The sequence below is a fragment of the Bacillus sp. JJ783 genome, from assembly GCF_036963225.1.
Taxonomy (GTDB): Bacteria; Bacillota; Bacilli; order Bacillales; family Bacillaceae_G; genus Bacillus_A; species Bacillus_A cereus_U.
The window spans coordinates 1-23,859 of sequence record NZ_JBALMG010000048.1 but is presented as its reverse complement, the minus strand read 5'-3'; the positions used below and the strand labels follow the sequence as shown (position 1 = coordinate 23,859).

Here is a 23,859-nt window from a genome sequence, read left to right as displayed (position 1 = left end):
ACTATTTTCGTTTTTTCAAATAAATCATTAGAAGGACGATACAAATGATAACAATAGGAAAAACAATCATCCAATCTTCTAAAATGAAAGGTTTTGTAATCATTTCTTTTTCTCCAGCATCATATGGAACCCGGTGTCCTCTCACTAGTAACCTGTGCGTGTTCACTCCATAAGGGGTACATGTAATTAATGTTGCATAATCTTGACCTTGTACAACTAATAAATCTTCTGTTTCATTTGGTAATACAACTTTTATTTGATCTACCTTATAGGCAAGTACTTTATCTAATGAATGAATATAAAATATATCGTTCTTTTCAACTTTATCTAAATGAGTAAACATTAGTGCTGACGGTAAGCCACGATGCCCCGTTAAAACTGTATGCGTATTTTTTCCCCCTACTGGTAATGAAGATTCGTTCAGTTGTCCAATCCCGCGGCTCAGCACATCTTCAGTCGTTCCTTGATAAATTGGAAGATTCACATCAATTTTAGGGATTTCTACATATCCCATAACATCACCGATATTTAACATATCTACATAAGAACTCTTGTTCTCATCGCTATTTTCACGAAATGGGTCCGAAAATGTTTGCATCTTACTTTGAACTTTTTCATTATATTCCCGCGCTTCTTTTTCCTTACGTTCAATTTCTTCTTTTTGTAAATTGCTTACTGCTGCATCGTACGTGCTTACTTCCGAATAGTGCGTTCTCGTTGCAAACCAATTACTTACCATCGGATATAAAAATATACTTAAGCCTAACAAAAATATACTGCCAAAAATAATATTTCGTCTCATAACATCCTCTTTCACTACGGATAAAATGTGGAAAAGAGGAAAGCAATATGCCTTTCCTCTTTTCCAAACTCAATTATTATAAAAATATCAAATTAGGAATTCTTCACAGGTTTCTTTCTAAAGAAAATAAACGCTGCTGTCACCATTAATAACAGACCAACTACTGTGAAGAAAATTGTTCCTATACCACCTGTTGCTGGAATAATCCATCCGCTCTTATTGTTCTCAACTTTTAGCTCAATTACTTTATGATCTTTATCAATTTTAATATCAATCGGATCTCTTAACTTTTGATATTGTTCTACTGCACCGTCTTCATCTATATACTTCGGTGCTTCTGTTTCAACAATTTGATATTCACCGTACGGAATTTCATTCCATGTAATAATACCATCTGCATCAGTCTTATCATCCATTTTTTTCTCTTTTACTGTTACAACTTTACCTTTACTATCTCGTAATTCAAACCTTGCACCTTTTAACTTCAGGTTGTTATCCTTACCATCGACTTTTTCAATTTTAATATTCCCCATTGTTGGTGTAACCACTACTTCATTAGATGGTTTTCCATCTTTTTCTGATGAAACATCGTCTTTGTTTACAAAATCAAGTACTGCTTTGTTCGGAATTTTCACTCCAGATTGAACATCGCCTTTAATCTTTGCAGTAATTTGCAAATGTAATTCTTTACCTGTTACTTTCGAAAAATCTTCTATTGAAGCAATAACCTTTTGTCCAGCTACAATTACGTTTACAATACTCTCATCAATCTTTTTACCATCAATCTTTACAATCGGTGTCCCAACAACCTCTAAACGGTCATCTAAAACATCGGTAACAACATAATTTTTATACGTTTGAATATCCTCAGGAAGCAATGTTTTAATGTCATACGTATACTCTGTTTCAAGATTTATTCCCGCGTTCTTTGAACTGTCGTTAATCGTTTTTTCAATTGTAGGCTCTTTATAGTTCTTTACATCTTTTTCTAACTTAACTAGTTTACCAGTTTCTTTAATAGAAAAAGGATATTCTTCTTTACTTGTTAAATAACCTTTTGGAGCCTTTTCCTCTATAAAATAATAGTTTCCATACTCTAAAGAATCTACACGAATTTTACCATCTGATCCTGTCACTAGTGGATGTGGTGTTTTTACTTGTGTGTTTGTGCCATCTTCATTTTTTTTGAATAAATGGAATTCCGCATCTGGTAACACCCTGTCCTCTTCACCTTTTTTTATTAATTCTACTGAACCATGTTTCGTTTCATTCTTTGGATAAATATGAACATCGTAGTTTAAATCTTTACCGTCTGCACTTGTCATTGGAATATCAACAATAAAAGTACTCGTATCCAATTCAATATGGTCTGGACCTTTAACAGCTTTTACTTCATAACGTCCTAATGGAAGATTATTAAAGACTGCCATTCCATTTGCGTCTGTTACTTTTGTAATAGTACTATCCGTTACTTTACTAATATTTTCTTTTATCACTTTTCCATCAGAAGTTTGTTCAAATGATGCGATACGTTTAATTTCAAACGTTACACCAGCTAAAGGTTTTACCCCTTCCGGCACGCTTTGTCCGTCTTTACCATTTCCAACTTCACCTTTTTTCCCATCTTTACCTTGTTCATATTTATGAATCGCTAAAGTACCTGTACTTTTTGATTCTGCACTAACCGTCATATTAAATAATGTTGAAAAAGCTAAAATACATATTAAAAATGTGCTAAAAATCTTTTTCATCAAATTCCACTCCCCTATTGTGTCTACCTTTTTTTGCAAACTACTAATCTATTTCATAATCTTTCTTTTTCTAAAGAAGAAGAAAGATGTAATGAACATCAATATTCCACCAATTACATAAAAGACAATTGTTCCTATGCCACCTGTTTCCGGGATAATCCACTCATTTTTATTATTTTCTATTCGTATCTTTTGTGTAGATACATCGTTGGTCACATTAATTTCAATTGGCTCTTTCAAAAGCATGTACCCGTTTGGTGCTTGTACTTCTTTCAGCGTATATTTCCCTACTAACAACGGATTAGAAATCGCTACGCCATTTTTATCTGTTGTTAATTCAGAAACTACTTTTCCATCTTTATCAACCATTTGAAATACTGCACCTTCTAATTTGAGATTTTCATCCTTCGCATCTACTTTCTCAATCTCAACTTTCCCAAAAGATGGTGGTATGATAAACGCTTCATTCGATACAATTTTCTTTTGATCAAATAGTAACTCCGCTTTATTTCGTATACCACCCTTTGCAGTATAAGCTTCTAAAGCTTCCACACCTTTACTTACATCCAACTTTGATTTAATGTGCATCGTATATGCTTGATCAACTAGATACTCGTAACTACCTTCTCGCTTTGGCAATTCAATTTTCACCTTTTTCGACTGCTCATCGATTTCTGGTATAACTTGTATCTCTTCACCATTTGCATTTACAAGTCTTACTTGTACCACATTTAAAATATCTTCTAAATCATCTTGTAATACTATTTTTTCAACATTTGCTACGTCATTTCCAAAATTATAGTTTACATGCCATGTAAACTCTTCATTCTCACTTTGCAATGTTGCCTTTTCTATCTCTGTTTCATCTGCATCAGAAACTGTCTTTATAACCTTTGGTTCCTTCGCTTCCACTTTCGTTTTTACATTCGGCTTTTCTGGTGGTAAATCTTCACCATCTGGTGTTTTCCCTTCCACAATCGCTATATTTTCTATTTCTTTTGTTTTTAGCGATTCCTTTGTAACTTTCACCTTGAAAGTTACAATTCTTTCTGCTGTATCAAGTACATCACCAAAGTTTACTTTAACTGTATTGTCCTCATATGATCCTGCATCTTCATCCACATCATCAGTCAATGAATTACCGTTCATTTTCAAACTACCTGCTATATACTCCACTCCGCTAGGAAGCTTATCAACAATGCGAACATCTTTTATGAGTCCATTTTCAACTTTATTTTGAAGTTTAATTTTATACTCAAGCTCATCATCTACGTGTACTTTTCCATCTACTCCACCAGTTACTTCTTTCTTCGAATCTAGTTGTCCATACAACGGATCAACTGACGTTTCTACTTCTGGTTTCTCTGAATCTGGTACACTAATAGACTCTACTACTGCTATATTTTTTATTTTCTTATTTGCCATTTCCTGTTTTATAACTACTTCAAACGTAATAGCCTTCTCTTCTTCACCTTTAAGGTCACCGAAATGAGCAACTATCGTTCCATCTTTTATATGTGCCTGATCATCATCTTCTACATCCGTTTGTTCCTTTCCGTCTATCTTTATCGTATTCGGAACATATTCTACACCTTCAGGAAGTTTGTCTGTAATTTTCACAGATTTTAAGATAGAATTTTGCACATTGTTTTTAGCTTTAACAGTATACTCTAGTTTCTCTCCTACTTTAAGAGTTCCACCATTTATATCTCTAGCTAATTTTTCTACTTCCAATTTGCCTTTTTGTTCTATATCAGGTTTTCGTTCTGGTTTGACTTTCACGACTACTTTATTAGAATCATTCGCTTCAATACGACTCCCTGTTAGCTCATCAATCCCTTGAACAACAGCGGTATTAGGAATTTCACTTTCTATCTTTCTTCCTTTTAATTTCGCCTTAAATTCAACAATTGTTTCAGGTGTTTTATCAGTATAAATTCCGCCTTTCGTGGCATTAGCACCTTCACCAATTCTTATTGTTAATTTTCTTGTCTTTACATCATAATCAACTTGATCATCCATCGCTAAATCTGTTTGATCCCCCGCGTTCGGGCCAGAAATAACCTTCACTGATCCAGGTATAAACTGTAAACGACGGTCTAAAACATCTTCAATTTTTGTATCAACTGAAGTTGAATTTGGCTCAACATTTTTCACACGTAAGCGATATATGACCTCATCATCCGGTTCGTACTTTTCTTTCGGATTTAATACTTCCTTATTAATGACAAGCTCAGGTGCCGTGGCGTTTACTGCGAAAGCCAGTGTATTTAATACGTAATCATCTCCTGATGTAGCAGCCTTTAATCGTATTTCTTTTTGTTCTGGTTTAATATATCCTGCTGGTAGCTTAATTAAATCTGCATCAATTCCTAAATTATTTTTATAATCCGGAGCAAAAGTACCTGGATACTTATCTCGCATATGTTCCTCATATTCAGAAATAGTCGAATTGAATATATTACCAACCGGGTTCAATTTATCAGTAATTTCTTTCCATGCTTTATCAACATATACAGAAAGTTTATCACCCTGCCAATATCTATCTCCTTGTACAGCAAAAATAGAAACTTTCGGATCTAAATCTCCAGCTTTTGATGCAATAAAGTTTTTCACGGTAAACTCTTTTTCACCAGATCCAGTAGCTCTTTTCAATCCACCATCATAAACAGTAAATGCTTTTCTTGTTTTTGACTTATCTTTCGTGATTACTAACATGTACCATCCAGCAAAAGAATAATATCCAGAACTATATGCAAGATTAGTATTCGGGTAAGGAATATTTGCTACAGTATAGCTTCCTCCTTTTGAATTAGAAGACTTCAAAAGCTCAGTAACATCTGCATAGTTAGAATAATAAGTGCCATTAATACCGAAACCATAAAGTAAACCACTTCCGTAATACGTATAACTTGGTGATACTGGAAAACTTATTCCTGACGGAGTGGTAAACTTAACTGGTTCTATATATTGCGGGAGCGTTAATTCATAACGCGTCGAACTCCAATATAATCCTGCCCATTCAACTTCAGCCCCCTCTGGAACAGGGATATATGCTTTAGATGAATTTGTAGTCGTTGGATCGTCATCTACATCAATTAGTTCACGTGTATAGCCATTAGGTGCTGTACCCGAAGTATAAGTTATATCCGAATACAATGCCGTTTTCTTCTGAGCTTCAGTGGCTTTAATACCTAAATTCACATTACCGGTAGAATACATATCACCTTTATGTATAGATTGATAGGTTGGCTCATTAAAGCCTTCATCTTCAGTAATCTCTGCTTTTACATTCTCTGGTGTACTAAAAAAATGCAATGGCGATAGTATTAAAAATATACTCATCCATACTACAATTAATTTTATTATTTTTTTATTTTTCACCCTATTGTGACTCAACGCCTCCACCTCCTTACACTCAATTTAAAAAACATTCTATTCATATACTATATTAACATAATTGGGAGATTTTTATAGTCGTCTTGTTATTTTTGTTTTTCAGATAATTCAATCATTTTTTATTCTGTCATTATACCTTTCCTTCATTTATCCACTCTGTATAATCTAGCAAAGGCTATTTACTCAACATATACCGTTTACACATTGATAACATTATCCAATCCTTATACTGATTCTTCCGCAAGAAGAACCAGTTGACAAAAATATACAAATAACAATGAGTGAATGTAATAATCAACAGAAGGAAGCACAAGTGTGTTGGATTAAAATTTACAACCTAAAAAGAAAAGAAGCCCATGCTTCTTTTCTTTTTATTACATGCTAAAATACTTATTAAAGGGGGAATTCATATGGAAAATGCTCCACAAAAAACGAATCATTATTATGCAGTTATATTCACTTCTAATCTATCGAATGATACAACAGACTATAATGCTGTTGCCGAAAAAATGGAGGAGCTTGCGAAACAACAACCTGGATTTTTAGGTGTCGAAAGCGCACGTGATAATTCTGGACTCGGCATTACAATTTCTTATTGGGAGTCACTTGAAGCAATTGAAAATTGGAAAAAGAACACCTTACATAAAGAAGCGAAAAAAAGAGGCCGTGAGCAATGGTATGAAAACTTCCACCTGCGCATCTGCCTTGTTGAGAAAGAATATAAATTTCATAGAGGTACATTGTAACCATGAAGAAAAAATTAGCTCTCGTTGCTCTTCATGAAATATACGGTGTAAACGATCATATGCAGCACGTTATAGACCGCTTCACTTCATCTCATATAAATGTATTTTGTCCTAACCTTCTACAATCACAACATGCATTTCATTATAATGATGAAGAAAAAGCATATCAGCATTTTATGAATCACATTGGATTTGATGATGGAAAAGAGCAAATTGAAGAACTCATTACTAGCCTTTCTAGTAGTTATACACATATAGGACTTCTCGGTTTTAGCGTTGGGGCAACAATCGCTTGGCTCTGTAGTAACAATTCAAAAATAGATTTTATTATTGGGTGTTACGGTTCCCGTATACGTGACTATGTTCATATTAAACCTACATGTGCTACCTTACTTATTTTCCCTGAACAAGAAGCTAGTTTTTCAGTATCCTCCTTAATGCAAACATTGCAGCAACAAAATAACCCTTTATTAGAAATAAATCAACTACACGGTGAACATGGATTTTTAAATCCGTACACTGAAAAATATAACGAGCACTCTACAAAGCAAGCATACAACCTAATAGATTCGTTTCTTACGCAAACAATATGATAAAGGAGTTTTACATGTCACTTACATTACTTTTACTCATATTCATAATAATTCCCTTCATTTCAGCGTTAGCTCTCATTTTTATGACGGTTAAAAAAGGCACTTTTCTAAACCGACCATACTTACAATCATTCATCGTATGTGCTCTATTTTTTGCGAATTGGATATTATATTTAACAAATTTTTATTCATTACTACCTGAGAAAGTTAGTCGATTTATATTTCTACCTATTTGGTTTTTCCTTTGCGTTTTAGGCTTTATCGTTTTCGCACGCGAATGGAAGAACAATCGTATTTTTTCCATATCTATCGGTTTCCTTTCTTTTATTAGTTTTCTATTTGGATTATTGTTGTTAGTTCTTTCGGGAATGTAACTGTTGTAAAGAGGATAAAAACCTCTTTACAACAGTTTTTTTCGTTCCATGACTAAAGGAATTATTAAATATAAAGCATAAGCAATAACCATCCAAATGGTAAATGATATGATTTGCTGTGAGGATAATTGTGAAAGTATGCTAGAAGAATTATACAAGATGTAAGAATCTAAAATTAATCCAATTGCTGTACCGCATATACCTAACTTAATAACTGCATATTTCGAGGAGTCTAGTTTTTCATATAACCACATCACAAAATAAATTGCTACTGCCGTTCCTAATTCTAGAAAGGTCATGTGTAGAAAAAATTTACTTGATGTGTACTCTTCTAAAACTGAAGAACCGAGGACAATAAAAAACGCTGAAGCAACAAACCAAATACCGACAGAAAACAAAATGGTAATCCATAATTTTTTATTCACTACCATTCCCTCCCTTTTGCAATCTCATAAATGTTTCTAAAAGCAAAGACAAATCGTCATATATTCTTTCTGTAGAAAAAGATTGATTGAATAAAGCTTGCAATGCCAATCCGTCAATTAATGCATTACATAAAATGCTCCACGTTTCAGCTGAAATTTGAGACGTAATTGCACCTCCTACTTTTTTATCTAAAACTCTTTTTAATTCTTGATTTTCATAATGTAACAGTTCACCAATTTTATCTTTCATCGCATCATTTTGTAGTCCACTAGCTACTAATTGAAAAAACAAATGATGATACATTGAATCTTTCACACATCTACTTTTGGCCGATTGTAAAGCCTTTTCTAGCTGTACATCCCTTCCTATTTGTTCCCACGATGCTTTACAAAACGATTCAGTCACTTCAAGTAATAATTGATCCTTCGTTTTAAAATGATAATATACGGTTCCCTGTGTAACTTTAGCATTCTCTGCAACTGCTTTTAACGTTAATTTTTCCATTCCGTGCTCTGCAATAATTTCTTTTGTTGCTTCTAGCAACTTCTGTTTGTTAACAACATTCGGTTTAGCCATTTATATCACCACTTTTTAAGTTAGTTGAATAACTAACTTAAATTATACAGAAAAATCAGATAAAACAGAAGGAAGAAAAGCCCAATATCAACTTTTCTTCCTTCTATGTTTACCTTTAGATTTCACTGTTACTGATTCACAAGGTGTGTAATAAATTTGAGGTGTCGCCTTATCAACAACCATCATAAACGTAATAAAAACGATAATAAAGAAAATGAATACCGTTAATAAAATAGCGCCTATCGTTAAAAGTATCATAACACCACCCCTATATATTTCATGTTATTACACCTTTCGCTATTATATGAGCTGAATCCTTTTTAGAAAAATAAACGTAACAAAATAATTACAATGACTCCTGTTAATACTGTTCCTAATAAACTACGAGTATATATCGCTACGAAAAATGTCGGAATTGCCGCAATGATATAATCCCACTGCACTGTCTCGTGCATAAATAATACTTGCGCTAAAAGTGCTGCTAATATTGCGATTGGTATGTAATTTAACCATCTTAAGCCCCAATCTGGAATTTGCAATTTGCTAAATACGAGAAGAGGTAATATACGAGGCACAAGTGTAACTGCTCCTGCTGCTAATAAAAGTAATAATACGTCTAATCTCATTTCCATTTCTCAATCACCACTCCAATCGTCGCAGCTAACAGCGTTGCGATAATAACTGCTATGCTATCTGGCATAAAAATGTGTGAAACGTATGCAATAACAATAGCTACAACCGCAACAGTAAGATGAATTGCTAGTTTCGGTTTACTACTTATAAGCTGGAGAACAAATAATCCAATAAACATTGCTGGCAAGGCATAATCCATCCCGTACGTATGAGGATCTGGTATCCATTCACCAAAGAGTCCGCCAATAATTGTAGCGATAATCCAATTTAAATATGCTGTTACGTTTAATCCTAGCATCCACTTTTCACCTAAATAACCTTTTTGCGCTGCTTGCTGCACTGCAACGCCGAAAGTTTCATCTGTAATTTGCGAACCAATTATTAAGTTTTTAAATAGAGGAATTTTCGTGAAGTAGGGCGCAAGCGCAGCGCTCATTAAAAGGTGCCGTAGATTAACAAAAAATACGGTAAAAATAATTGCCGAGGCAGGAGCACCGGCAGCATACATACCTGCTAATATAAATTGAGCAGAACCTGCATAAATTAAAGTGGACATAAAAGCAATTTCAATGATGGAGAAACCAGCTGTTTTCGCAATTACACCAGCCGCTATACCAATGCTCAAATATCCAAATACAGTTGGTAAACAATCCTTTACACCTTGTTGAAATGTATCATCGCTCTGTAATGTCATATGTGCCTGAGCTTTATTCACCTTTCTCTCCCCCCATTTCTTCCATACTACGTTTTCCTGTTACGACATGAACTAGATTTATAATTACATCCATTTGTCGCTCCTGTTCTAAATAATTTAATTTTCGGTCTAACAATTCAAAGGACCTTTCAAAATCTTTTCGCATTCGATCCATTAATTCAGTTGCTGCTACAGGTACATATTTTACTGGTTTAGAAGGAACTAAATGCACTGCACCTTTATCCATCAACTTGCCGAGCACCTCGTAAATCATGGAACGAGGTACGCCTGTTTGATTACTCACTTCATAACCAGTTTCTGGGTAATGTTTTAATAAACCTATATAAGCTTTATATTCATACTGGGAGAAACCAATTTCTTTATTATTTCATCCATCAGTAATCCCTCACAATCTATATAGCTCTAATTCCATTTTCTGATAGTAGTTATTGTTATACCTACTAATATAGAAAAGAAGTCCCTTATAGTCAACTGATGATTCTGAATTTTAAAACACAAATGAAAAAGCCTTCTTTTAAAAGGCTTTTTGTACATAATGTTCCTATTATTTTAACTGCAAACAATTTGATATATTACCCTCCAAATGCTCACGTAAAGTTGAACCTGTATACTCTTCTCTAAATACACCTGCTTTCACGAATAAAGGAATCACTTCACTAAAGAATAAATCCAATGATTTAGGAGGTCCGCCTGGAATTGCAATGAATCCATCTAGTGCTCCCGCTTCAAATATTTCCATAATTTGTTTAAAAATGTCTTGTGGTGTTCCAATAGCGACCCAATGAGCAGAACCAACAACTTCTGGTCGTTCTAATATTTGCTCAACAGTTGGTTCATTTTTAATGATGAAATTTCGTAATAATTCGGCATGTGTTTTACTACGTACAGTTTGATTCCTACTTGGTAGCATATGTTCAGTAACCTTACTTTCTAATGGCATCCCTCTAACATCTAATCCGAGAACCATTTCGAGTAAAGCGTACCTCTTCTCTTTTGTAAGATGTTGATGAGCTTGCCTGTGCATTTCTAGTGCTTCTTCATATGAATCACCAATAAAGAAATATAAACCAGGCAATACACGTATATCATCTTGCTTTCGGCCATGCTTTTCTGCTCTTCTTCTTAAATCTTGACGAAGTTCGATTCCTGATTCTACATCTGGCATTGCGGCAAAAATCGCATCCGCAACAGAAGCAGCGAAATTCCGGCCAGACTCTGAAGCACCCGCTTGAAATAAAGGCATTTCCCCAGAAATATGCTGAGGGATATTAAGTGGACCTTTCACCTCAAAATGTTCACCACGATGCTCAATTGGCTGTACCATTTCTCTAATTACGTCTGCGTTGTCTTCTTTCAAAACTTCATAAGGATGACTCCTCCAAAGTTTTCTTACTAACTCTGTACATTCTGCCGCTTTCGCATATCGTTCCTCAGATGGTGGCATCCCTGCCTCACCAAAGTTTTCAGCACCATCAATTGATGTGACAATGTTCCATCCTACGCGGCCGTTACTAATCCAATTTAAAGATTGTAGTTGCCTCGCTAGTATATATGGTGGATAAAATGATGTTGAAGCGGTCGTAACGACTCCAATTTTTTCTGTCGCATACGCAATAGCAGTAAAAAGTAATGTTGGATCTAAAATTACATTCCCCTTATTACGTGCAATTAAATCTGGATGTGCCACTAAATAATCTGCTTTAAAAACAAAATCTAACTTAGCCTTCTCTGCCAGTTGTGCTAACTCTACTTGTTCATCGATTCCTGAATCAAACTTATTCTCTTGTTCTTTCTTTCTAGAAATCAAACATAGCCCAATGCATAGTTGTTTTTTTGTAGACATACGTACACACCTTCCCCTTATCTTTAATTCACCTAGTTAAGCAAATACTGATACAATCCAACTTCCATTCTTTTTAAATCACATCGATATTGATAATCATTATCATTTTATGGTGTAACTGAAAGAAAAGCAACAAAAAAAGACTCCCACTAATGGGAAGTCCTTTATCTCAATATTTCATTCGCTTCTTTTTCATAAATTTTATCAAACGAGGTCATGATGCGCTGCGATGCCTGAATCATTTTTTGATTCGTCATTAAATCTGCCATCTCTTTCGTCATATCCACATTTGAATTTTCTAGCATATAATTACGTACTGCCCCTGTACCGTTCGGTAAATCGACAACGTTTCCTTCTGCTAGTGTAAAACTTTTATTTTCACGTTGTACGAGTCGAGCATTCGTTTCTGCATCGACTGTTTTCGTTTGCAACTGTGCAATTACTATTCTCTTAATATCTGGTTTTTGCAGAGTTCCCTCGTTAATTTCTCTATAAATTTCTCCATTATTAGATACGAAGAAATCCACATTTTCAGGAATACGAATACGTTCATTATTTACATCCATAACATAAGCACCTGCAGATGTTTGTAAATAACGATCACTATTTAATGTGAAACTACCGTCTCTCGTTAAAAGTGTTTCATCATTTTTAGATGTAACGAAAAATGATGATGTGCCAGCCGCACCGTCGTCTAAAAAGAAATCTGTAGCACTATTTGTAATTTGTACATTTCCTTGCGCTAAATTCACATGTGTCGCAGCTGGTACGACAGCGTAATCGGCCGAACCGATATTTGTCGCCGATCCATCTCCGCGGCGATATGCGTCTTGCACATCAAATACTTTAGAAGTCATGTTTTCTGCTTTAAATCCTGTCGTTTGGGCATTTGCGACGTTATTAGAGTGTACATTTAAACGCTGCATGTAATTCATCATACCCATAGAACCTATATAAAGACCATTCATACTCGTTTGAATAAGGCAAGTGCCTTATTCTTCACCTCTCTTCTTACGATGTTTGTAACATTTGTTTTGCTAAATGTTCAGCTGTAGCGATATGTATATGTTGCTTCACGTCTTGTCCATCTGTCATTAATACAATTGGAGCTGATGATACAGCTGGAATTTTCAACAATTCACCACTGCTCGCTGTTTCATCAAATTTCGTAAACACGATACCATCAATATGAATATCTTTAAAGTTCGTAATGATTTCAATCATGTCTTTACTTTTCATAGAAGCTGATAATGTTAAGCAAATATAATCTGGCTCTACTTGTCCCATCGTTTCAATCATTTCTTCAACCGTTTCTGACGTACGATAATTCTTCCCGGCTGTATCTATTAATATATAATCGACGCGTGCTTCTTCTTTAAAATAAGTGAGCGCCCTTGTCATTGCAGCTTCATCTCGCACAGCGATTACTTCTGACCCAATTGTTTTTACGTAATCTTGTAATTGCTGCACTGTTCCAATGCGAGAGTGGTCTGTCGTAATAAAACCAACTGTTTTTCTCTTAGCGTGAAACTGCCATGCCATTTTCGCAAGTGTCGTCGTTTTTCCAACGCCAGTTGGACCGATTAATGCAATCGTTTGTACTTCTTTTTCAAATACGTTTTCAGTATTGAAATGAGATCTCATATCTTCCAATATGTATCCGATGACTTCCTCTTCCGTAATCATCGTTGCATTCTCAAACTTCACTTTTAACTTTTCAGCATATGCATGAATGAAATATTGTTCCACATCGTTTTGTTCTAACATCCGAATTACTTTTTGAATAATAAAGGGCACAGATTCCTGCTTTTCTTTTTTAACAACTACCTCTTCTTTCTTGACAGGAATAGCTTGTTTCACAGCAGGCTGTTTTTTCGTTGCTTTCGCCTCTTCCGTACGTTTCACAACGACAATCCCTTTTTCAAACAGTTGTAATAGTTTCTCTTTTTTTCTTGCCCATTCTTCACTATTTCCTGTTTGCATCGCTGCGTACGGCATAGAAGTCGTTACGTTTTCTAAATTGTGCAATACCGATTGAATTCCATTTGCCTTCACAATTTCTTCTGAAGGTTCATTTACAACATCCATTAATTGGTCATGAAACTGAGCTATGCCTTCGTTACTTTCTTCCTGTTTATCTTCAGGAAAAGCGACTAACATTTCATAATTCTTCTTCCAAAAAAACGGGATGTTTCGTTTTACACTTTCATCGACAACGTAGTAATAATCTGTACCATATTGGTCAAATAACTTTCGATACAATTCATTTTTCGAAGCTGCTTTTATTCGCATTAACGCTTCTTTTTTTTCTGTACTTTCCATTACTTCACCCCCTACTATTCAATATAAGCAATTTGATCTACAACAATTTCTGGTGCTAATTCACTAATACATAATACTTTAGCTTCTATTTGATAACGTTCAAGAAGTCTCACAATCGCAAACCTGAAATCTTTTCTGCGTGTTAATAATACTGGCTCTCTTCCCATTAAACGAGCTTGTTTAAAAACGCGCTGTACTTGCTCTACTACTCGCGTTTCTAAATCTAAATCCCAGTTTAATAAATAACCTTGGTATGAATTATTAACAACATCCGCATCTAACTCGATTGAATCAGCGAAAAGCGCTGCATAAATTTTTCCATCCGGATTTTTCGCACTCTCACAAATAACTTTTGAAATACATTCACGAACAAACGCCGTTACACCATCAACATGGTTTTGATAAATTTCTTTCCCGTCAATAATACCTTCAATAATCGTTGGTAAATCACGGATTGAAATTCCTTCTTTCAGCAGTTGTTTAATAACATTTTGAACAAGTGATAAATCGATTTCTTTCTTCTTAATTTCTTCTAATAAAACGCCATTATCAGTTTCCAGCGATTGAATTAAATCTTTCACATGTTGACGCTGAATTAACTCATGAAGGTTACGTCTAACGACAACATCTAAATGTGTAATTAATATGCTAAGCGGCTCTAACACTTGATAGCCTTTCATTTGTGCATCTTGTACCATATGCTCCAAAATCCAATATCCATCTTCGCCGAAAATTGGATCTTTCGCTGGTTCTGCATCTAAATCAGCCATTACGTTCGGTGTTTTCAGTGCTAATAAATAACCTGATTTTAAAACACCTTCAGCCGCCTTTGCACCTTTAATACGAATAATGTAACGTCCACGTGGTCTAAAGCTCGTATTATCTTTAAAGTTAATTCCAGGAACGTTAATACCAAGGTCGGTAATAATTGACTTCCTCATAAGAACAACTTTATCTCGAGCTGTTTCCCCGTTAATCTTCTGCTTTACAAGTGCCGCTAAATCTAATCCGAGCTCTACAATAATTGGATATTTATCCGTAAAGACTCCGAATGAATCTTCCACTTGTTGCAGTTGCTCTTCATCGCCTTGAATCATCTCTAATTCTTTTTGAAGCTCGTCTTCTTTTTCTTTCTTTATTCGCTTTTTATTACGAACTCCTAAGAAAACAATCGTGCCTCCAACGAGAGCAAATGGTAGAAATGGTAACGGTGTAAAAACACCCATTGCGATAAATAAACCACCAAGCGCATATACAACAACTTCATGCGCTAATAACTCTTTAAAGATTCCTTCAGTTACTGTATCAGATGAACCGTCAAATACTCGCGTTACGATAATCCCTGTTGAAATCGCAAGCATTAACGAACCGATTTGGTTTACGATTCCGTCACCGACAGTTAACTGTGTATAGTGAATAGCCGCATCTGCAAAGCTCATTCCTTGCTGCATCATACCAACAATTAAACCGAAAATAATGTTTACAAATAAAATGACAATCCCGAAAATAACGTCCCCTTTAATGAACTTTCCAGCACCATCCATCGCTCCGTAAAACTCTGTTTCCATATTTAATTTTTTTCGTTTTGCCTGTGCATCTTTTTCTGTAATAAGACGCTGATTCAAGTCAGCATCGATAGACATTTGTTTCCCTGGTAAAGAATCAAGTGTAAAACGAGCTGCAACTTCAGCAGTACGAGACGCACCGTTTGCAACGATAAACTGGAATATGATTAAAACTATAAAAATAACGATACCAATTAATAAGTTCCCGCCAATTACGAACTGGCCAAACTCTTCAATAACATGACCCGCATTTCCGTCTGTTAAAATCGCTCGCGTCGTCGAAACGTTAATCGATACGCGGAAAATCCCGATTAATAACAACATCGTCGGAAATGACTTTAATTCATCCCACTCGTTAATACTTGTAGCTCGCATATAAATAAGCACTGACATACTTAGTAGAAAAACGATAACGATATCAAGTATAAATGGTGGAAGTGGAATTAAGAGCGCCACAACGAATGACGCTGCTAAAAAGATAGAAAAATAGGTTCTTGCAGAATCCATCTTAAACAAAGAGATCCCCTCCAAACGCGCTATTATACTTCAAGTTCGTTCGTTTGAATTAAATAGCGCATAACTTCAATTACAGCTACGTATAAATCTTCTGGAATCGTCTCGTCTTCCTCAACTTGATAATATAAAGAACGAGCAAGCGGACGGTTTTCCACCATTGGTATTTCTTGTTCACGGGCAAGCGTTCGTATATATAATGCGAGCTCATCTTCCCCTTTTGCAACGACAATAGGCGCTGCATCAACTTGTTTATTGTAACGAAGCACAACCGAAATGTGCGTCGGGTTGTTCACAATAAACGTTGCACCATCCATCTTCTTCGCAATTGTCCCTTGCAAGATAGCATGCATAAAGTTTTTTCGTTTCCCCTTTACTTGCGGGTCCCCTTCATTATCTTTATGCTCTTGTTTCACTTCTTCTTTTTTCATCTTAATATCTTGTTCGTACTCCCATTTTTGATAAATGAAATCAATAATAGAAAGAATGATTAAAATAATTAAAATGGCTAAAAAGATAAATTTAATTTGGCTAATAATTTCAGTAAGTGACGCTGTCCAGTTAAATCCAATCATACTAACAATCTTCTCTAAATTCTTTTTAAAGAGAACGTACGAAACGTAACCGATTAATCCCATATAAAACAGTGATTTCAAAATATCTACTAAACTTTTACGACTAAACAATCTCGTAAAATAGTTTTTCGGATTAATACGTGATGCTTTCGGCTTAATTACTTTAGAAGAAAATAAGAAACCAACTTGAATCATATAATTGAACAAGTGAAAAGCATATACAAGTATTAATATAGGAGCCGATACTTTCAGAAGTAATATGCCCATTAAATAAAAATACTCGGTCGAATCTGTATTTTTTCCAATTTGATCAAACAGTACCGCTACGGAATTCGCGATCTCATAACCGAGCCAATCTCCGAAAAAGTAAACGACAACTGCTAATACAAGAATGGAAAATAAATTATTTAAATCTTTACTCCGGGCGATATTCCCTTCTTCACGCGATTTTTTACGCTTCTGCGGGGTGGCCTTTTCTGTTTTATTATCCTTTGCCATGCGCGTCCCCCTACTTCGTTAAGAAAAAGTTAAATAGTTTCGTATACTCTTCCAGTAATACGTCTGTCATATTTTTAAACACATAACCGAGCATCGGTACACTCATCGCAATAAACAAAATACCACACGTTATTTTAATTACGTACGCATTCATAAAAACGTTTAATTGCGGTGCATTTTTTGCGATTAAAATAAGAACGAAGTTAATGATGAATAAACTGCCCATAAGCGGCAACGCAATTTCGACCGCTGATGTAATCGCAAATAATAACGTTGCGAGTAGACTATCTAAAAAACTAGTCGTCAACAATTTTGAAATCGCCTCTGTATATTGAAACGACTTTAAAATCGTGGCAACGAAATAATTTATACCGCCAAGTGAAATAAAAATAATAAGAAAAAATATATCAAAAATTGTTGATAGTAAAGTAGACTGTGATCCTGCATTTACATCAAATAAACTTGCCTGTGATAAACCGATATCAAAGTCTAAAATATGCCCTGCCATTTTCGGAATGTTCCACAGCATCTCTACAATTTTTGAAAGTGATAACCCAATTACAATTTGCGTTCCTGCATAAGCTGCTACATCCCAAACTGTCTTTATGTGAGAGACATCCACTTGATCTGCCACTGTAATCGAAAGAGCGAGTCCAAATGTAACCTTTGCCATCGCCGGAATTGATCGGCCTGAGAAAAACGGTAGAAAATATAAAAATGAAGTAATGCGACAAAAAGCAAAAAACGTCGCCGCCCATAATTCCATATTCATTTCAGTTCACCTATCTTAGTACGAACGCAATAGCGATGGGATTTTATCAAATAAATCTAAAATAAGCATCGTTAACTCTTGAAACATCCACGGACCTAAAATGATAATAACGAGCACAATACTCGCCATTTTCGGTAAAAACGTCAGCGTTTGCTCTTGAATTTGCATCATCGCCATAATAACCGCGATAATAATAACGACAATCATACTTACAACGGCAATCGGCATTAAAATCATAACCCCTTTATAAAAAAAGGTTTGGAAAATATCTATAATTGGTGACGTATTCATTTATATGACTCCTATCACATAGCATCAAACGCTTCAGGCGACCGTCTTAAACATAATATCGACGATTTTTGTATATCCACCTAAATATACGAAAACGAGTATTTTAAATGGTAAACTTAAAATCATCGGCGGTACCATCATCATCCCAAGGTACATTAAAAGTGTACTAATAATTAAATCAATAAAGACAAACGCTAAATAAATGAACATCCCTGTAAGTAAACCTTTTTGAATTTGCGTTAACGTAAAGGATGGCACAAGCGTAAACAGTGAAAGATCCTTTAAATCTTTCGGCAACTCTTCTCCGCGCACTTTCAGCATCATTTTCAAATCATGCTTATACGTATGCTTCGACATATAATCTTTCATAATCGGAGCTGTCGTCTCCGCAGCTTGACTTACTGTTATTTTTTCTTTCGTCATCGGGTCCCACACATCACTCTTTAATTGACCAAGCACTGGCTGCATCGTAAACAGCGATAAAAATAATGCGAGTCCAACAAGCACTTGGTTCGGTGGTAAATTCATAACTCCAAGCCCTTGACGAGTAATCCCAAGAACAATCATAAAATAAGTAAAATGCGTAAATAAAAGAACGATAGAAGAAGATAATGATAGAAGGGTAACGAGCGCGAATAGTTGTACACTTGAATTACTCGTAAACTCTTTTCCATTTTCGAAATTAATAAAGCCGTTCGGGGCTGCATACGCTGGATTTGCAAAAACAAATGAAAAAATAATAGAAAATGCGAAAATAACGGCAAATAACGATAACTGTTTCTTTATTCTCATGATGGATCCTCTACTTTTTTCGTTTCACTCTTCACCGCGTCTTCTAGCGCTTGTTGAAACTGATTTCCTGTCCCTGTTAACTGCACAGATTGTACACCGTTATTACTAATAACAGTGAACACTTGCTTTCCGTCGACTTCAAACAAAAAGGCGCTCGTTTGATGATTTAAATACACGCCGTCTTTCACTTGAATGTGTCCGTTTTCACCTTGCTTAAAAAACTGCTGTTTGCGCGTCTTTTTCGTCATATAATATGCACCATAGCCGAGCGCACCAAACAGTAAAACGACTTGAAATAAGGTCGTCATATACGACATATGACTCCTCCTCTACTCTTTATCCTGCATTTGATTTTGCGCGTTCATAAGCGCTGCATGTTTCTTATCAGCTTCAATTTCAGAAATAATAATGCCAAATTTCTCATCCATTACTATCGCTTCACCAATACCGACTTTCATATCACTTAAATATACATCTACTTTATGTCCTAAATTTTTCTCTACTTCAAGAACATCGCCAACTTTTAATTGCTTCACATCACCAAGCATAATAGATGACTTCCCAAGCTTTACTCCAAGTTCAATTGAAATATCTGAAACGGTATCAATATGCGCCTTCCCCGCTTCATTTCGCTTCCCGGCAAATTCTTCTAATCCCATTAATGACACAGGAGATACTTCATGCTTCATATAAATCCTCCTACTCTATAAAACTTTTAAATAGGAGCGCCTTACGCGTTCCGTCTTTCCCGATAAAACAATTAAATTTATGTTTTCCATCTACATAACCACGTAGTTGGTCTGTTACTTTCGTATGAAGCGGAATAATGTCGCCTTCTTCAATTTGCTCAATCTCGCCCATTGTCATCTTTTGCTCACCAATCGCAACGTGAACAGGCTTGTACACTTGATTTACTTTCACTTCTACTTCAGACGTATACTTTTTACGCTTATCCGAAGAATGTTCGACAATATTTTCAGACGTCAACTTATCCATAATTTCTTCAACAGATAAGAACGGAATACCGATACGAACTGTCGTATTCCAAAAATCTGTTTTCATATTTACATTTAATAGTGAAATAATATCGCTCGCTGTCGTAATCTTCAGCGCATTCGGATCTGTCTCCGTCGTTACAAACTTCGGTTCAATCGCAACAACGCTTTCAAATGATTGTTGTAAATTTTTACAAAGAAGAGCAAATATATTATCAAGCGTTAAAAACTCAAACGCAGTTAACGGTCTACGCATCGTAAAGTTACGCTTACTATCTCCGCCAAGCCAGCATTCATGAATATAAATAACGAACGCTAAATCAATTTCAATTACGATTTCTCCAAGCTCTGGAAGGCCCAGATCAATAACGCAATATAAATAGTAATCTTTCGGCATTTTCTCCACATACTCACTCGTAAACGGAACTTGTTCAACGGTCGAAGGCTCTAGTTCAATCGGAATACGCATACGAGCTGACAACGTCTGTGACGTCTGTTTGCCAAAAGTCGACGCAATTGCTTGCAAACTACGTAAATGCTCAACACCAAACTTCTCCGGTCTATTAAAATCATACTCTTGAAATTTATCTTGCTTCCCTGCTTCTTGTGCGAAAGCTGGCATTTCCTCGCCTTCATTTACCGCCTTCAGCAGGGCATCAATTTGCTCTTGGCTTAATTTATCGCCACTCATGAAAATCCCCTTCCCTACCTTTTCAATTCAACGATTTCAACGTACATTTTTCCATTCTTCGTCAAAATCTTTCCGGTTCCAATCTCTTCATTCTCAAGCATAAGACGCACCGTATTTTTTGTTGAATTTTCAAGACGATACAATGTACCTTTCGTAATATGAAGCAGATCTTCAATTTTCTTTTTTGTATTTCCGATTTCAAAATAAATTGTTAACGGAATATCATCTTGTAATTTCAATCTAGCCAACTCCCATATCATGTTCACGAAAATTCCATATTCTCTTTATATATAAATGAAATTTCTTATTTCGAAACGTCGATATTTAATATTTTTTTAATATATCCTTGCGTTTCTTTAAATGGAGGTACACCTCCGTACTTTCTCACATTACCAGGACCAGCATTATAAGAAGCAAGCGCTAATACTAAATCACCGTTATTTTTCTTTAAATAACCACTTAATTCTTTCACGCCGCCTTCAATACTTTCAGCTGGTGAAAATGGATTTTTTATACCCATCTCTTTCACATTCGCTGGCATAAGTTGCATAAGCCCCATCGCTCCTGCATGTGACACCGTTTTCGGATTAAAATTAGACTCTACTTCAATCATTTTTTGAATTAATGTTTTCGGAATTCCATATGTACGACTAGCGCGATCAATAATATCCTCATACTTACCCTCATTTGAAGAACGTATTTTCTGAATATTATACTTATTCGTTAATCCCCACGTATCAGCAGGCTCATTTTTCGTTTCTGGGAAACGTCGCTCAAACTCTTTTTGCGCGACTTGCACTTCATCCACTTTCTTCGTTTCAGCTTTCTCCGTCTCCTCAAGCTTACTCGTTTCCTCTACTTTTATAGGCTCTACCGGTTTATTAACAACCGTTTCTATTTTCATAGATTGTACCGGCTGACTCATATCTTCTACTTTTGCCGTTTGCGGAGTAACCTTCGTCTCCTTCGCAGGTTCACTCTGCAATTGATCTTGAAAACGACTACTAACGAACGCCTGCGGACTACTTAACTTTTGCTGAATTTGTCCTTTTTTATATGCAAGAACTTCTTTTACTATATTTCCAACTACCATAATATCACCTTTTCGATAAACAAAGATAATCTAATATTAGAGTTTTTTAAAAAAGTTTGCAATAATCCTTTGCAATAAAAAAATGACTACATTGTTAAACTGTTATTTTTTTATATTTATTAATTCAAATTTTCAGTTGACACCCGTTATAGCAAGGATTACAATAAATTCGAAATTGTTTTTTTTGTATATTACCGTTTTGTAATTAACAGAAAAGTCAATATAAAAAAATGGGGGTTCTTATTATGAGAATTAATACAAATATTAATAGCATGCGTACGCAAGAATACATGCGCCAAAACCAAAATAAAATGAGCAACGCTATGGACCGTTTATCAAGCGGTAAACGTATCAACAACGCTTCTGACGATGCAGCAGGTCTTGCTATCGCAACTCGTATGCGTGCACGTGAAAACGGTTTAGGAGTAGCTGCTGATAACACGCAAAACGGCATGGCATTAATCCGTACAGCTGATTCCGCTTTAAACTCAGTATCTAACATTTTACTTCGTATGCGTGACATCGCCAACCAATCTGCGAATCAAACAAATACAGATGACAATAAAATTGCCTTAAATAAAGAGTTTGATCAATTAAAAGAACAAATCACTTATATTGCAGAAAATACAGAATTTAACGACAAACCATTATTAAATCAGGATGGCATAATAAAAATTCAAACACTTGATACTGACCAAAGTACAAAAAGAATAAACATTGACTTAAAAGCTGTTACATTAAATAAACTTGGCCTTGATAAGGTTAATATCGGAAGTGAAAAATTAACGCAAGCCGCTCTTGATCTTGCAAAAAATACGACTGATCGCCTTAAAACTACTAGCCAAACTGCTGCAACTTTAGATTTAGATGTTCAAAACGCTAAAGATGCATTTGATAAGGTAAAAGGATTTATTACTGATAAAGCACAAGTCCAAAACGTAGAAAATGCATTTAATAGCTATTCCGCAGCTGCAGCTGGTGATAAAGACGATAGAGCAAATGAGATTCAAGCTGCATATGCAACTGCAATTGGTACTACAGCTGCTGACACAACAAATGGCGATGATCCTTTAGCTGCTATTGGCAGCATCGATGCTGCTCTTACAATGGTAGCTTCTAATCGTGCAACTTTAGGTGCTACATTAAACCGTCTAGACTTTAATGTAAACAATCTGAAGAGCCAACAATCTAGTATGGCTTCAGCTGCTTCTCAAATCGAAGACGCTGACATGGCGAAAGAAATGTCTGAAATGACTAAGTTCAAGATCTTGAACGAAGCTGGTATTAGCATGCTTTCTCAAGCAAACCAAACTCCACAAATGGTTTCTAAATTATTACAATAAGCCATTTGAGTTAGCTTCATGAACAAACCTCTCTGCTTACAGAGAGGTTTGTTTTTTCTATATAAATAGATTAAAAGCTTTTTTTAGCCTGGAGAGAAGCTCCAGCCGTGTTTAGAAGCGGTCAAGGCTTATTTTGCCCTCGTCCCGTGTATTAAAACACAAAGATAAAGTAAGCATAAGTCCTCTTTTCATAGCCGTTTATTAGCTTTAGATCACTGACTATATCAATTTATAAGGAGTATCTATTATGCGTATTGGTACGAGTGTTTTAAGTATGCATGCTAGGCAGCCTTCGTACGGGATGAATATTGCGATGGAGCATCTAGTTGCACTTAATACGGTTTCACCAGCTAATCAAATTCCTCAAATCGTTTCTAAGTTACTAAAACCTTAAACAGACCCTCATATTTGAATAATTCCATAAAAACAAAAAGGTCAGTGAAACTTTAATTAGTCGAGGTTTTATCTATCTCCTAATTAATAGTATACAAACAACATAATAAACAGATAGAGGGGTTAGGATGTATATTAAATACATCCTAACCCCTCTA

26 protein-coding genes and 1 pseudogene are annotated in these 23,859 nt (G+C 35.4%); 5 read left to right on the top strand and 22 right to left on the bottom strand.

What is annotated here, in order from left to right:
* Position 1: 1 nt before the first annotated feature.
* From V7038_RS10670 to V7038_RS10660, 3 genes are all read right to left on the bottom strand, one after another.
* On the bottom strand, positions 2–802 hold the full coding sequence (locus V7038_RS10670; protein WP_002201007.1) for a class C sortase: 801 nt from the start codon (positions 800–802) through the stop codon (positions 2–4).
* A gap of 92 nt (positions 803–894) precedes the next feature.
* Positions 895–2,553, bottom strand: coding sequence for a SpaH/EbpB family LPXTG-anchored major pilin (locus V7038_RS10665; RefSeq protein WP_283747321.1), 1,659 nt, complete (start codon positions 2,551–2,553; stop codon positions 895–897).
* Between the two features lie 48 nt (positions 2,554–2,601).
* Positions 2,602–5,898 carry an isopeptide-forming domain-containing fimbrial protein gene (locus V7038_RS10660; protein WP_070128201.1) on the bottom strand — a complete coding sequence of 1,099 codons (3,297 nt, stop codon included), beginning with the start codon at positions 5,896–5,898 and terminating at the stop codon, positions 2,602–2,604.
* A gap of 464 nt (positions 5,899–6,362) precedes the next feature.
* Here V7038_RS10660 and V7038_RS10655 point away from each other — a divergent pair, with 464 nt between their 5' ends.
* From V7038_RS10655 to V7038_RS10645, 3 genes are read left to right on the top strand one after another with little or no spacing between them, the layout of a single operon-like run.
* Positions 6,363–6,698 carry an antibiotic biosynthesis monooxygenase family protein gene (locus V7038_RS10655; RefSeq protein ID WP_002202508.1) on the top strand — a complete coding sequence of 112 codons (336 nt, stop codon included), beginning with the start codon at positions 6,363–6,365 and terminating at the stop codon, positions 6,696–6,698.
* A gap of 2 nt (positions 6,699–6,700) precedes the next feature.
* Positions 6,701–7,291, top strand: a complete 591-nt coding sequence (locus tag V7038_RS10650; protein ID WP_002202509.1) for a dienelactone hydrolase family protein — start codon at positions 6,701–6,703, stop codon at positions 7,289–7,291.
* Positions 7,292–7,305: 14 nt separating this feature from the next.
* On the top strand, positions 7,306–7,665 hold the full coding sequence (locus V7038_RS10645; RefSeq protein ID WP_002201012.1) for a hypothetical protein: 360 nt from the start codon (positions 7,306–7,308) through the stop codon (positions 7,663–7,665).
* A 26-nt stretch (positions 7,666–7,691) separates the two neighbouring features.
* Here V7038_RS10645 and V7038_RS10640 read toward each other — a convergent pair whose 3' ends face one another.
* The 19 genes and pseudogenes from V7038_RS10640 to V7038_RS10550 form a co-directional block, all read right to left on the bottom strand.
* Positions 7,692–8,090, bottom strand: coding sequence for a DUF5367 family protein (locus V7038_RS10640; protein WP_002149064.1), 399 nt, complete (start codon positions 8,088–8,090; stop codon positions 7,692–7,694).
* Positions 8,083–8,667: a TetR/AcrR family transcriptional regulator gene (locus tag V7038_RS10635; protein WP_002202511.1), complete on the bottom strand. Its 585-nt coding sequence runs from the start codon at positions 8,665–8,667 to the stop codon at positions 8,083–8,085. Before V7038_RS10635 ends, V7038_RS10640 begins: the two co-directional genes overlap by 8 nt.
* Positions 8,668–8,754: 87 nt before the next feature.
* A complete protein-coding gene (locus V7038_RS10630; RefSeq protein WP_002201013.1) occupies positions 8,755–8,925 on the bottom strand; it encodes a DUF3951 domain-containing protein in 171 nt (56 codons plus the stop codon).
* A gap of 62 nt (positions 8,926–8,987) precedes the next feature.
* Entirely contained in the window at positions 8,988–9,299 is a 312-nt protein-coding gene (locus V7038_RS10625) for an AzlD domain-containing protein (RefSeq protein ID WP_033710413.1), read from the bottom strand.
* Positions 9,290–9,994: an AzlC family ABC transporter permease gene (locus tag V7038_RS10620; RefSeq protein ID WP_206772468.1), complete on the bottom strand. Its 705-nt coding sequence runs from the start codon at positions 9,992–9,994 to the stop codon at positions 9,290–9,292. Before V7038_RS10620 ends, V7038_RS10625 begins: the two co-directional genes overlap by 10 nt.
* A 34-nt stretch (positions 9,995–10,028) precedes the next feature.
* Positions 10,029–10,370 (bottom strand): annotated as a pseudogene (locus V7038_RS10615) (TrmB family transcriptional regulator); the annotation flags it as partial.
* 189 nt (positions 10,371–10,559) lie between these two features.
* Positions 10,560–11,858: an NtaA/DmoA family FMN-dependent monooxygenase gene (locus tag V7038_RS10610; protein WP_070146393.1), complete on the bottom strand. Its 1,299-nt coding sequence runs from the start codon at positions 11,856–11,858 to the stop codon at positions 10,560–10,562.
* Between the two features lie 164 nt (positions 11,859–12,022).
* A complete protein-coding gene (locus V7038_RS10605) occupies positions 12,023–12,826 on the bottom strand; it encodes a flagellar hook-basal body complex protein (RefSeq protein WP_070146392.1) in 804 nt (267 codons plus the stop codon).
* Positions 12,827–12,869: 43 nt separating this feature from the next.
* A complete protein-coding gene (flhF, locus tag V7038_RS10600; RefSeq protein ID WP_070146391.1) occupies positions 12,870–14,180 on the bottom strand; it encodes a flagellar biosynthesis protein FlhF in 1,311 nt (436 codons plus the stop codon).
* A 14-nt stretch (positions 14,181–14,194) separates the two neighbouring features.
* Positions 14,195–16,261, bottom strand: coding sequence for a flagellar biosynthesis protein FlhA (gene flhA, locus V7038_RS10595; protein WP_070146390.1), 2,067 nt, complete (start codon positions 16,259–16,261; stop codon positions 14,195–14,197).
* A gap of 23 nt (positions 16,262–16,284) precedes the next feature.
* Positions 16,285–17,331 carry a flagellar type III secretion system protein FlhB gene (gene flhB, locus V7038_RS10590; RefSeq protein ID WP_070146389.1) on the bottom strand — a complete coding sequence of 349 codons (1,047 nt, stop codon included), beginning with the start codon at positions 17,329–17,331 and terminating at the stop codon, positions 16,285–16,287.
* 10 nt (positions 17,332–17,341) lie between these two features.
* Complete coding sequence (locus V7038_RS10585; RefSeq protein WP_001055697.1) at positions 17,342–18,103, bottom strand: flagellar biosynthetic protein FliR; 762 nt, start codon at positions 18,101–18,103, stop codon at positions 17,342–17,344.
* A 15-nt stretch (positions 18,104–18,118) separates the two neighbouring features.
* A complete protein-coding gene (locus V7038_RS10580) occupies positions 18,119–18,394 on the bottom strand; it encodes a flagellar biosynthetic protein FliQ (protein ID WP_002011993.1) in 276 nt (91 codons plus the stop codon).
* 33 nt (positions 18,395–18,427) lie between these two features.
* Positions 18,428–19,186 carry a flagellar type III secretion system pore protein FliP gene (locus V7038_RS10575; protein WP_070146387.1) on the bottom strand — a complete coding sequence of 253 codons (759 nt, stop codon included), beginning with the start codon at positions 19,184–19,186 and terminating at the stop codon, positions 18,428–18,430.
* A complete protein-coding gene (locus V7038_RS10570; RefSeq protein WP_000121176.1) occupies positions 19,183–19,503 on the bottom strand; it encodes a hypothetical protein in 321 nt (106 codons plus the stop codon). The genes V7038_RS10575 and V7038_RS10570 overlap by 4 nt, the downstream gene beginning before the upstream one ends.
* 12 nt (positions 19,504–19,515) lie before the next feature.
* On the bottom strand, positions 19,516–19,875 hold the full coding sequence (locus V7038_RS10565; protein WP_070146386.1) for a flagellar motor switch protein FliN: 360 nt from the start codon (positions 19,873–19,875) through the stop codon (positions 19,516–19,518).
* Between the two features lie 10 nt (positions 19,876–19,885).
* Complete coding sequence (gene fliM / locus V7038_RS10560) at positions 19,886–20,872, bottom strand: flagellar motor switch protein FliM (protein ID WP_070146385.1); 987 nt, start codon at positions 20,870–20,872, stop codon at positions 19,886–19,888.
* Between the two features lie 14 nt (positions 20,873–20,886).
* Positions 20,887–21,111 carry a flagellar motor switch protein FliN gene (locus V7038_RS10555; RefSeq protein ID WP_000775712.1) on the bottom strand — a complete coding sequence of 75 codons (225 nt, stop codon included), beginning with the start codon at positions 21,109–21,111 and terminating at the stop codon, positions 20,887–20,889.
* A 65-nt stretch (positions 21,112–21,176) separates the two neighbouring features.
* Positions 21,177–21,965: a lytic transglycosylase domain-containing protein gene (locus tag V7038_RS10550; RefSeq protein WP_098988064.1), complete on the bottom strand. Its 789-nt coding sequence runs from the start codon at positions 21,963–21,965 to the stop codon at positions 21,177–21,179.
* A gap of 245 nt (positions 21,966–22,210) precedes the next feature.
* Here V7038_RS10550 and V7038_RS10545 point away from each other — a divergent pair, with 245 nt between their 5' ends.
* Positions 22,211–23,308 (top strand): flagellin, encoded by a 1,098-nt coding sequence (locus V7038_RS10545; RefSeq protein ID WP_070146384.1) that lies wholly within the window; start codon positions 22,211–22,213, stop codon positions 23,306–23,308.
* 247 nt (positions 23,309–23,555) lie between these two features.
* On the top strand, positions 23,556–23,702 hold the full coding sequence (locus V7038_RS10540) for a hypothetical protein (RefSeq protein ID WP_335470129.1): 147 nt from the start codon (positions 23,556–23,558) through the stop codon (positions 23,700–23,702).
* Positions 23,703–23,859: the final 157 nt, after the last annotated feature.